Below are 11,531 nucleotides of genomic sequence, written 5' to 3' on the forward strand. Positions count from 1 at the left end.
CCTCGAAGATTGTTACTTTAGCCCGCCTACGCAAGCAGGCTATTGGAATTGCAAACCACTCTAGTAATCTACTGACCAGTTTAATTCTAGGCCGTTATTGTTGAATGACCCGAATTCTCCCTGCGTGTAGACTTCCAAATAGGTGCGCGGTGTCAGCTCATATTGTAGGCTGCTGCGGAAATCCTGGTCGGTCCCGACGCCCTGTTCAACCTCGAGATAGAGGTTTTCATTAACATATTTACCGGCACTGATATTAAAGGCAACATCACCTGAGCTGGTGCTTTTGGTGTCGACTACCAGAGAATCGAGGGCCAGCTCGTCGCGAGTCGCGGCGATCAGATCGAGCCCGGTTTCACCGGTACGTAAGCGGTTGACCACCGATGCCAGTTGCACGGCTTGAATCACACTCATTTGCTCCACTCGCCGGCCAAAGAGCAGCTGGGATAGCAGCTCATCTTGGCCCAGACCGGAGGGTGAACTGAGTACCAAGCTAAGAGCATCCTGGGTACCGCTAATGCGGATACCCACCTCTAAATCGCGCTCTTTGTAGAGCCCATTGACGTCCAGTACCAGCTGGTTGTTTTGAATTTGGACATTGCCGTCGGTCAGGGTAAAGGCCTTGCCAAAACCCACATAGTTGCCGCGCACGATGGCAAATTGACCGGAGATTTGCGGCAAATAAAAATCATCCGTTAGCTCCAGCGTACCGGCTAACTCGGCATCGATACCCTGACCGTAGAGGTTGACCCGGTTATTCGCCACCACCGAGACTTGCCAACGGCCCTGGGGCCAATAGGTCGGCTTTTGCGCAGACTTGCTGGCTACCCCATTCGCCTGCACTATATTTAGTTGCGGCGCGCCGTCCCAGAGGAAGGAATCCGACTGCATATTTAACGGTGCGACATTAAGTTTACCGGCCACCTGCAGCTGATGATAGGAACCAGTCGCCTGCAATGCACCGGACACAGTGGCGTCCATCTGCGCCTGATTTAACAGTCCAGCCTTGTTTAGGGTGACACCGAGATCAATCTTGTGAGCTAGCCATTGCTGCGCTTGCGGCAGAAATTGCACATCACCCTGAATGCGAATTTGTCCGCGATCACCATCCAGTGCACGACCATCGATTTGCCAAGTGTCCTGGTTGGCCGCCAGATCCAGATGAATATCACTGATCAATGTGCCGTAAGTGGCGTGTTCATAGAAACCATTGAGCCACTGCAGATTACCAGACCAAGATGGGGCCAACAGGCTGCCTTGCCATTCCAGTAACCCGGCCAATTCGCCACCGATTTGCTGGTCGGGCTGATCGATAAAAAACGGATCCAACACCGACAGCGGGGTGTCGATTTTCACACTTCCGGCAAAAAGCTTTTCGCTGACTAGAGCCTGCCATTGGGATAGAGCCACCCGAGCGGTGCCGAGTTCGACCTTAAGCCGGGTCTGAGCATCCGAACTGAGCGAGCCGCTCAGAAGATAACGACCAGCCTCGCTACGCAATTGGCCATTGATATTAATCGGCCAATTTTGTGCTTGCCAGTCGATGGCACCGGACAGCAGTGGGGCAGCTAGATTGCCACTGGCCTGCAGGTTAAAGGTCGCGATTCCAGGACCTATTTCGGCGTTATCGATCCAGTAGGCTGTGTCCGGTAACCGACCCTCAAAGAGCAGTTCGCCGTCTAGCCCTTGGCCCTGGCCGGACACCGTCAAACTGAGGGCATTGGGGATATCGAACAGTGTTTCGGCGACGCGCCAGTTTTCACGGTTGCCACTCAAGGACAGTTGCGCGCTAAAGGGCAGCGTACGGATATCCCGGCCTAAGCGACCGACACTGCTGACTTGGCCCTTGAATTCGGGCAACGCCAACGGGCCGGCCAGCGTCAGCTCGGCGCTCAGTTGCCCGGTTAAACCATCCGGGACCGGTGCGCCCAACTGACGGATCTGGGCAAACCGGAGATCCTTAATCGAGATCGCTCCAGTCACCGTTTGCTGCTCAGTCACCAGGCTAGCCTCGATACCGCTGGCACCCAATTGCCCTCTAAACTGGTGTTCTAGCTGATCCTGCCAGGCGCCTTGGCCTTGCCATTGGAGTCGATAGGGTTCTTCTAATAGGGTGCCAACGCTTGTCAGATCACCGTCGATGCGCCAATCGGCCGTGCGATTGTCGAGCTCTAACTTGCCATCGAGCGAGCCTTGCCAAGTATCCAGCGTGCTCAGATCGACTGACTCGCCGAGCACCGCCTTTAGCCAGGGCACCAGGGGTCGGGCATCGGGTGTTTGGGTGGCCACGGTCAAGGCTGCTTGCTCTAAGCGCCAGTGATATTGGCCCTCGATTTGCCATTCTCCGCCCGCCCACCGCCCTTGTGCCGCACGAATATCGACATGATCGACATCGAGCTGGGTCAGGTCGGCGCGCAGCACCACGGGCTGGCGATCGAACTGACCGCGAGCATCGACATCGCCGGTGATGATCGGTGCGGTTAGGCGACCGGTGAGCCGAATATCGGCATCGAAGCGCAGATCGAGCGTATCGGGTAGGGCGCGTTCAGCACCGATAAACTCACGCGACAGCAGTGGCAAGTGGCGACTGGCGATGGCTTCCAGCTCGGCATCGCCGTCTAGGGTCAGTTCATAGGGCCAGAAATCGCCCCGATAATACCAGCGAGCATCAAGCCACTGAGCCTCAAACTGATCGATTTTCCAGTGCAAATTGTCGTCGGGGCGAGTCACTAAGGCGAGCGTCAGCGGTTGCTCGAACCACTGGCCGTGTAAGATGCTGTCGGTGCCAATCGCCGGTTTGTTCCAGGGGCCGGTTAGGCTCGTTTGCCCGGTTAACTCGCCCTCGAGGGTATCGAGTATCTGCGGCCAAAAGGATAACCACGGCCGCAGCATGGCCAACGGCCAATCCTGATGGGTTAGGTTCAGGTCGAAACTTTTTTCACGCCAATCTATTTTACCCGCTCCGGCTAACTGGGATGTTCCCAGCTGCACTTCGGACGCTGCCAATTCAAGATGGCTCGATTGCAGGCTGGCAATGATCAGGCGTGCGCGCAGTGGCCAGTCTTGCCAAAAACCCTCAATAAGAACGTCACCGCTGATGTCGACCGCACGCCCCTGACCGGTGACGCTCAGGTCACCAGAGCCGGTGCCGCGAAACGCGACCGGCAAACTGACGCCCAGGCGCGCGAGCAATTCAGCGCGCCAGTCGATCAGTTTTAATTGGGCACGCCAGCTCTGATCGGCTAAGACATAATTCAAACTGCCGCCGGTTTGCAGTAACTCGGTTTCCAACTGAAATGCACTCAGGTTCAGTTCCCCCTGACCCCATGTGCCGGAGAGGCTTGCCTGCAGCGGTGCGTCATGCCACGTACCCTGCAGTTGGGCGTCGAGCGCAACCCGTGGGTCGGTGAATGACCCACTTAGGGTGCCGGCTACCGCACCGCCCAAACTAAGCTGAGCCAAGCTGGCGGGCAGCAGTTCCTGAAACAGCGGATCGGTGAACAGTTGGCCCTGATAACTCAGGTCTAGGGTATCGGACAACCAGTCGATCAAGCCAACGGCTGAGATCTGGTTGTTGCCCAGACTGAGCTTGGCAGTCTCTAGGCGCAGACGCGTTGCCTCCGCCAAACTGGTCATAGACAGATCAAAGGGTGTGCCCTGCCATGTACCCTGGGCGCCCACCTTGGCATCCAAGCGTGGTCGACGCCAACCGCCGTACCACTGCGCCTGCATCGAGAGTTGGCCGGTCAACTCTGCCACACCGGCAAATTCACTGAACGGGTCGAGCACCCAATCGGTCATCTCGATAGACAGCTCGGAGTCGTTCGGGTCGATCCAGCCGAGCAGCGCAGCCGGCTTACCATCAAGGCTGATGTCGACGGGTAGGAAGGTCAGTCGTCCGTCCGCTATCCGATACTCTAGCGCGCCGCTGGCTTCCAGTCGGTGAGAACGCCAGGGCAGCGACCACTGATCAATGGCCACCTGCAGCGTCGCGCTGTTGCTGTAGTCGATGCGTGCATCCCACGAGGCCTGTGCCGGTTCAGTCAATGACCAACGCAGCCATCGGGCCCAGGCCGTTGATGGCTGTGCTAACAGCGAACCCTGCAAACGGAAGCGATCTATGGCGTCGGCCGACAGTTCGGCCGAATAGCTATTGGCCGTGCCCGGCTCAGTCAACGACAGGGCAAGCCGGGCCGGTAATGCGCCCCAGTTGATTTCGCCTTCCGCCGCCAGGGTGGCATGCAGCGTCGGGTATCGAGGTCGGTCCAGGCTAATGTCGCCAATGGCCACATTTTCGATGCGCACTGCGGGTAAGCGGGGCCATAACTCGATGAGACGGGCGAATGGATTCGCGCCAGCGCCGCTGCCCGGTTCGGCCAGTTGCATTTGCAGCCGACCGATGGCGATATCATCGAACCACCAGCGATTTTGCACGGCATAAGGCCATTGCCAGCTGAGTGACAAGTTATCCATTTGAATGGTCGGTGCCGCGGCTAGACCGACCAGTTTGATTTGCCCGATGCGCCATTGACCCAAGCCCGGCGAACGGATCCCGCTGACGCTGATATCTTGCCCCGACCACAGACGCAAGAAGTGAACCCCTTGCGTCATCAAGCCGATGCGACCGCCCTCGGTGCCGACCAGCATGGCGCTGATCATCAGCACCGCAATGAGCAGTAACACCGTCACGCGCAGCAGCGTGATCCAACCGTGACGCGCCACCGCGCGCAGACGAATAGCCATTAAAAGGCCTGCCCTAGGCTGACATAAACCTGAAAGTTGGCATCGCTCGCACGCTGGTTTAGTGGCCAGGCCAGATCGATTCGGATCGGTGCAAAACGGGTGAAATATCGAATGCCGAGCCCGACACCGTGGTACCACTGCTCAGGCGAGTCTAAACTGGCGCGCTCACCCAAGGCCCCAACATCCCAGAAGGCAACGCCACCCCAACTGTCATTGATGCGCAACCGCGCCTCGTTGACCAGTAGCCAACGCTGCGTCGCGCCCGGCAACTCGGCGGCCAAGCTGCTGGGGTTCTCGGCAGTAATTTCCTTTTGGGCTAACTGGATGCTCTGGTAGCCATAGCCTCGAATCGAGGCGCTGCCGCCGGCCTTCAACCATTCCGATTGCGGAATGTTGGCCAGGGTGGACCCAAGCTCAGAACCATACCAGAGGGAATCCCAGCGGACCCGGCTGGCAAAGGTGGCGCGCTTCTTCAACGACCAAAAATACTGTAGATCAACACCGGTCAAGAGGAAGGGCGTGAACTTTTCATCGATGTCCCAGACCGGCTCGGCGCCCACGGACGTGCGCAAGCCAAGGCTAGGATTGAACGGATCCTGGACCGAGTCACGGAGATATCTGAGCGGGGTGCGCAACTGGCGATAGCGGTCGCTGACGCCATAGCTGGTCTCGTCGATCTGACTGACACCGAGACCAAACTCATAATAGTCCAGCGTTGAGGCTTTGCGCGCCAAGCGCGCGATGCTGGAGTATATGGTCGATTCGACCCCGGCAACCTCAGCGTAACTTATTTCATTGTCCCAATTGAGGCGGTTACGGCGATCAAGAAAACTCGGTATCACCATATTGGCTGTGGCGCTCTGCTGAGCAGATTGCAATGCTAGGCCCAAGGCCAAACTTTGCGCTTCGCCAAAGAGATCTCTGTGCTGCCAACCGGCCGAACCGCCGATACCTTGATCACTCTTCCAGCCCAAGCCGGCGCGCAGGGTCCGGTCTTTACGCGACTCCAAGCCGAAGGTGACATTTACCTGGCCGGACTCGCCTCGCGTCAGGGTAGGCCGAATCTGACTAAAAAGACCGGTGTCAAACAGACTGATCACCGCGTTATCGATGTCGGCTCGACGGTAACAATCGCCGCTGTCGATACCGCTGACCCGGGCGAGAAACTCTAGTTTCGCATCGCCCGCACCGATAAATTCAACCTCACCAAAGGTAGTGGGATCGGACACGATGACCTGAAAATCAACATCGCCGACCTGCTCCGCCTCGTCTAGCGTGACTCGATGATCGATCGAGAGGCTGTAAAAGCAGCTGCGCGCTTCAATGTATTGCCGCAGCTTAACTTGCTGATTGAGTACCAGCGCAGCGTTTAAGGCTTCACCCACGGCCAGCACCTGCCACTGGTTATCTTCAGGCATAAAGCCTCCCGACAACGACAGGCTGCGAATGGTGAATTGAGGTCCCAAGGTGATTTGGTAGCGGGGGGTCAGTTTTTCCTCGTTCCAACTGCTGTTGATAATCGCCTGATAATAGCCGCGACTCCGAGCCAGTTGCTCCAGACGTGTTAACTCCGCTCGTATCTGGCGATCTCGACTGGGATCTATATTGGTCTGATTGACGGCCGCACGGTAGTCGTTAACCGCCCGCACAAACTCCCCCTGAAGCTCAAAACGATAGGGCGCTATGCTGATATCCCAACGATTGGCCGAGCGCAGTGCAGCGGCGCTGGCGCCATTGACCAGCAATAGAAGCAAAACCAGCGGTGTCTTTAAATATTTTATCATGCTGAAGATGTCATACCCTGGCGTAACCAAAACTGAAGACAAAAGCCATGTCGGGCATTGAACACGGAACGTCGCTTGACTGCCTGTTCGGTGTTCGAGTCTTATACGGCAATGACTTGTCACTATGCCATTTGTTCATTTGTCCTAACAGCTCCAACTGGGTATTATTTCGCGCTATATACACAGATCAATTGGCATTTGGTAACAGCTGCCATTCATTACTAACGGGGTCACAATGAAACGCGATAAAAAAAGAATCGAAGGCGAACCCTGGAGTGCAGAACAGCTGCAACTCTATTTGGATTTTAACACATACGATGGGACAGACCGAGACTTTCATTGCCTGTATCGAGCCTATACCAGGATGGATGAGACAGCGTTCTTGCAATTTGTGGCATTGTTTAAAAGTGAAGGTCGCAATTTGGCGGCGACCAACCCGGATGGCCATACCCTAGCGGCATTGCTTGCCAACCATGCGCAAAGTGAATTCTACCTCGGCGCCCTCGTCTAGCAGAGTCTGGGCAACCGAGGGCACGGCCAATGCACCGCGCCCACCGATGCAGCCTTAGGCGGCACCGGACTATTCGTCACGCAGATGTTTCAAGGCCTCGTCTAAGCTTTTGACGGCCAGCACAGTAATGCCCTCGATCGGTTTGCGCGGTTTGTTGCCGAGCGGCACGATGGCCTTTTTAAAGCCATGCTTGGCGGCTTCGACAATGCGTTCTTGACCATTGGGCACTGGCCGAACTTCCCCATTCAAACCAATTTCGCCGAAGGCGATCCATTCGTTCGGTAGGGGCCGATCCCGCAGACTCGATAAGATAGCCAGCACACTGGCCAGATCCGCGGCCGTTTCGGTGACCCGCACGCCGCCCACGACATTGATAAAGACATCCTGATCGCCGGTAAAGACACCGCCGTGGCGATTCAGTATCGCTAACAACATATTCAAGCGATTGGCATCCAGACCGACCGCCACGCGCCGGGGATGGCCCATGGTGGTGCCATCGACCAGTGCCTGAAATTCGATCAACATTGGTCGTGTGCCTTCCCACACCACGGTCACGATAGAACCGGAGGAGGCCGCATCGGAGCGATTCAGGAAGATCGAGCTGGGGTTTTTAACTTCCTTCATACCGCTGTCGAGCATCGCGAACACGCCCAGCTCATTGACCGCACCAAAGCGATTTTTGATCGCGCGCAGAGTCCGGTAGCGCGAATCGGCGGAGCTTTCGAGCATCACCGAGGCATCAATCATATGTTCTAGCACCTTCGGCCCAGCCAGAGTGCCGTCTTTGGTGACATGGCCAACCATGATCAGAATAGTGCCGGTCTGCTTAGCGAAACGGGTCAGCCAGGCGGCCGATTCGCGCACTTGCGACACACTGCCGGGCGCCGAGTCGACATCCGGGGCAAACATCACCTGGATCGAATCGATCACCAGTATCTTCGGGTCCAGCTCCTTGGCGACTTCGGTAATCCGCGCGACGCTGGTTTCGCAGAGAATTTTCAAATCGTCGCGCGGCAGATTCAAGCGTTGCGCGCGCAAGGCAATTTGCTGCACCGACTCCTCGCCGGTGACATAGAGCACCGAATGCTCACTCGCCAGATGGCAGAGGGTTTGCAACAACAGCGTGCTCTTGCCGGCGCCCGGGTGACCGCCGATCAACACGGCGCTGCCTGGCACCAGGCCGCCGCCCAAGACCCGATCGAACTCGCCGATACCGGTGACGATGCGCGTCTGATCCGCCAGGTCAACGGCGCTCAGCGTTTGCACTCCGGCCTGACTGCCGGTGTACCCTTGAAAGCGCTCATCCTGGGCAAAGTTGGGTCGCCCGGTCGGGTCCTTGGCCTCACGGAATTCCTTGAGCGTGTTCCAGGCCTTGCACTCGGTACATTGACCCTGCCACTTGGCGTAGTCGGCACCACAGTCGGTACAGACCAGTTGAATCTTATTTTTAGCCACTGTAGATATATCCAGTAAAATGATCTCTGTGGCCTTTATAACCAAAGCCCGGCCAGCACTCAAGTAAAAGCTTTGCATGCACAGCACTTGATCTCTGCCGCGCGCCCTCTCATCATGGTCGCAACTTCGCCCGATCTGCACTGAGCAACCCTATGACGCCGATGAATTGGCACCAGCTGTTAACCACCGCCCGCTTTGGTCACGATGCCCCCGGCCCTGCCGACATGGGCCGCAGCCACTTCCACAAGGATCACGACCGAATCGTCTTTTCCGGCGCCTTTCGCAAGCTCGGTGGTAAAACGCAGGTGCATCCACTGGCCAAGTACAACCATATTCACAATCGACTCATTCACTCGATGGAAGTCGGCAGTGTTGGCCGCAGCCTAGGTATCAGGGTCGCCGAGATCATTAAAGATCAGCTGCCTGAGGGTATTGAGCCCGACGATCTGGGTATTATTGTACAAGCTGCCTGCCTGGCGCACGATATTGGCAATCCGCCGTTCGGTCATGCTGGCGAATATGCGATCCAGGATTGGTTTAAGCGGGCCGACAACCAGATGTTTTTGTCGGGTTTGACCGATTTGGAAAAGCTCGACCTGCAGTGCTTTGAAGGCAATGCCCAGGGTTTCCGTACCCTCGCCCAGGTTGAGTACCATCTTAATAACGGCGGCCTACGCCTAACCTTTCCGACCCTGGGTACATCGCTGAAGTATCCCTGGACCGCCGAGCAGGCCGGCGCCAATGGCAAGTTTTCCTGCTTTCGCAGTGAACACCGCTTTCTCCAGGAACTGGCCAACCGGCTTGGCCTGATCCAGCAGCCCGATGGTCGCCTAGCGCGCCACCCACTCAGCTATCTGATGGAGGCGGCCGATGATATTTGTTACGCGCTAATCGACTTAGAAGATGCGGTGGAGCTGAGCATTATCGAATTTGTCGAGGTCGAGGAGATCTTTCTCGATATCCAGGGCACCAAGGTCCTCAACCTCAACAACAGCGGCAATATTTCCCCAGGCCGCCAACTCTCGGCGCTGCGCAGTAAGACCATCGGCTGCATCGTCGATGCGGTGGTCGCGACGTATGTGACCCACCTCGATTCGATCATGGCGGCAACCTTTACCGGAGATCTAATCTCCGCCTGCCCTGAGCGCATTCGCAATGGCATCAACCGGGCCAAGAATCTGGCCATCAACAAGGTCTTTATGGATGTGCAGAAAACCGAAACCGAGATCGGCGCTTATACGGTCTTATCGGTGCTGTTAAAAACCTTTATCGAGGCAGGCTTTGAGTTTCACCAAAAACGCGATCGAAAGACTTTGTCCTATCGCACCAAGCGGGTGTTCGACCTGATGGCCGGCGAGGCCCCGACCGAGCAAATGAGTCAATATGAGATCTATCAACGCATGGTCGACAATATCGCCGGTATGACCGACAATTACGCGCTCTACCTAGCCAAGCAAATTTCCGCACCCAGCTAGGCCCCGATGCGCAAAAACCGCGCGCCACTATCCCAGCAGCGCACACCGTTCAGTGCCCAAAAAGATGATCTGTGTGCGGTGTGGGCTAAGTCAATACCTTAAGATGGAGGACTCTTTTAGCCAGCAGTCCATCTATGCGCGCAGTGTTAAATTTCTATCAGGGTCTGGGGGTGCATCAGGCCAAACTCTGGGCCGCACTGGCATTATTGATCACCCTTGTTCTGCCCACGACCGATTGGCCGGCGCTCTCGGGGCTCAATCCGGCTCAGGTCAAGGCGGTCTTGATTCTCCTGTTAGCCGCGGTCTTGTGGGTTAGTGAGTGGTTACCCCTGTTTATTGTTAGCTTTATCATCCTCGCTCTAGAATTGCTCTGGCTGTCGCCAGCGCTAGCTCAGTTGGGTCAACCGATCGGCGATGCCCTATTCTTCGCGCCCTTTTTTTCCAATATTATTCTGCTTTTTCTGGGCGGTTTTGTCTTATCGAGCCTGATGCAAAAGGCCGGACTCGACACCCGCTTTGCCCATTGGATTTTGCAGCTGACCCAGGGCGAACCGAGCACCACCCTGGCCGGTATCATCGCCGTCTGCGCATTTTTATCGATGTGGATGAGCAATACTGCAACGGCGGCGATGATGTTAACCATGGTGCTACCGCTGGCTGAGCGTTTGCGCGTCGGCACCCCCTTTCGGGTGGGCTTGATTCTGTCGATTCCGCTGGCCTGTAATCTAGGCGGTATCGGCACCCCCATTGGCACACCGCCTAACGCCATTGCCATGAGCTACCTAGCGGCCAAGGACATCCAAGTGAGTTTTCTGGAGTGGATGATGCTCACCCTACCCTTCCTGCTAATAGCCTTGACGCTGCTCTGGTTTGCCCTGTTGAAGGTCTATCCGCCGGGCACCGCTAGGTTGGACATAGGCACGGTCGAGGCCGAGCCTCTAAGGGCTCGCCAATGGCTGTCTATAGGGATCTTTGTGCTCACTGTCCTGGGTTGGCTTGTTGGCGGCCAGTTCGGGATAAAGACCGGCACCGTGGCGCTCTTTCCCATTATTGCTGCCTTTTGGTTGGCTATTCTGGATCAGTCTGATTTTCGTGCCTTACCTTGGGACGTGCTCTTTATGGTCGCGGGCGGCATTGCCCTAGGCGTTGCGATCGACATTACCGATATGGGGAGCGTGATTGTCGGTTGGTTGCCCAGCACCGGCAGCTTTACCTTGCTGGTCGGCGCTTTGGTACTGGTCGCCGCACTACTCGGCACCGTTATGAGTAACACGGCAACCGCCGGACTGTTAATTCCCCTCGTGGTGTCCTTGAGTTTGCCGACCGAGCAGCTCTTTGTGCTGGTACTCGCCATTACGCTGAACTGCTCCATGGCGATGATTTTACCGGTTAGCACACCGCCCAATGCCATCGCCTTTGGCTCCGGAGTCATCAGCGTCAAGGACCTGGCCCGGATGGGCACCTTGATGGCGATCCTGGGCTTGGTGACCGCCTTTACTTTGGGCCCGCTCTATTGGTTCTGGGTCCTCAACTAACAACTAACAACTAACAACTAACAACTAACAA

General features: G+C 56.5%; 6 protein-coding genes. 3 read left to right on the forward strand and 3 right to left on the reverse strand.

Going from position 1 to position 11,531, the window contains the following annotated elements; translation table 11 throughout:
• Positions 1-60 precede the first annotated feature (60 nt).
• Together AC4FIC_RS08635 and AC4FIC_RS08640 are read right to left on the reverse strand one after the other, a co-directional pair.
• Positions 61-4,740, reverse strand: coding sequence for a translocation/assembly module TamB domain-containing protein (locus AC4FIC_RS08635; protein WP_476195038.1), 4,680 nt, complete (start codon positions 4,738-4,740; stop codon positions 61-63).
• A complete protein-coding gene (locus AC4FIC_RS08640; protein WP_273286234.1) occupies positions 4,740-6,524 on the reverse strand; it encodes an autotransporter assembly complex protein TamA in 1,785 nt (594 codons plus the stop codon). The genes AC4FIC_RS08635 and AC4FIC_RS08640 overlap by 1 nt, the downstream gene beginning before the upstream one ends.
• A gap of 235 nt (positions 6,525-6,759) precedes the next feature.
• Here AC4FIC_RS08640 and AC4FIC_RS08645 point away from each other — a divergent pair, with 235 nt between their 5' ends.
• The gene (locus tag AC4FIC_RS08645; RefSeq protein ID WP_100258341.1) at positions 6,760-7,035 is read left to right on the forward strand and encodes a PA4642 family protein; all 276 of its coding nucleotides are present in this window, start codon (positions 6,760-6,762) and stop codon (positions 7,033-7,035) included.
• A 69-nt stretch (positions 7,036-7,104) separates the two neighbouring features.
• Here AC4FIC_RS08645 and radA read toward each other — a convergent pair whose 3' ends face one another.
• Entirely contained in the window at positions 7,105-8,490 is a 1,386-nt protein-coding gene (radA, locus tag AC4FIC_RS08650) for a DNA repair protein RadA (protein WP_100258809.1), read from the reverse strand.
• A 152-nt stretch (positions 8,491-8,642) separates the two neighbouring features.
• On the opposite strand from radA, the gene AC4FIC_RS08655 reads away from it, so the two are divergent.
• Together AC4FIC_RS08655 and AC4FIC_RS08660 are read left to right on the forward strand one after the other, a co-directional pair.
• Positions 8,643-9,965 (forward strand): deoxyguanosinetriphosphate triphosphohydrolase, encoded by a 1,323-nt coding sequence (locus tag AC4FIC_RS08655; protein ID WP_100258342.1) that lies wholly within the window; start codon positions 8,643-8,645, stop codon positions 9,963-9,965.
• A 134-nt stretch (positions 9,966-10,099) separates the two neighbouring features.
• Positions 10,100-11,500: an SLC13 family permease gene (locus tag AC4FIC_RS08660; protein ID WP_287439888.1), complete on the forward strand. Its 1,401-nt coding sequence runs from the start codon at positions 10,100-10,102 to the stop codon at positions 11,498-11,500.
• Positions 11,501-11,531 lie beyond the last annotated feature (31 nt).

This window comes from Reinekea sp., assembly GCF_982785585.1.

Coding starts and splice junctions, on each gene's coding strand:
- AC4FIC_RS08635 (WP_476195038.1), bottom strand. CDS start 4,740: ATGGCTATTCGTCTGCGCGCGGTGGCGCGTCACGGTTGGATCACGCTG.
- AC4FIC_RS08640 (WP_273286234.1), bottom strand. CDS start 6,524: ATGATAAAATATTTAAAGACACCGCTGGTTTTGCTTCTATTGCTGGTC.
- AC4FIC_RS08645 (WP_100258341.1), top strand. CDS start 6,760: ATGAAACGCGATAAAAAAAGAATCGAAGGCGAACCCTGGAGTGCAGAA.
- AC4FIC_RS08655 (WP_100258342.1), top strand. CDS start 8,643: ATGACGCCGATGAATTGGCACCAGCTGTTAACCACCGCCCGCTTTGGT.
- AC4FIC_RS08660 (WP_287439888.1), top strand. CDS start 10,100: ATGCGCGCAGTGTTAAATTTCTATCAGGGTCTGGGGGTGCATCAGGCC.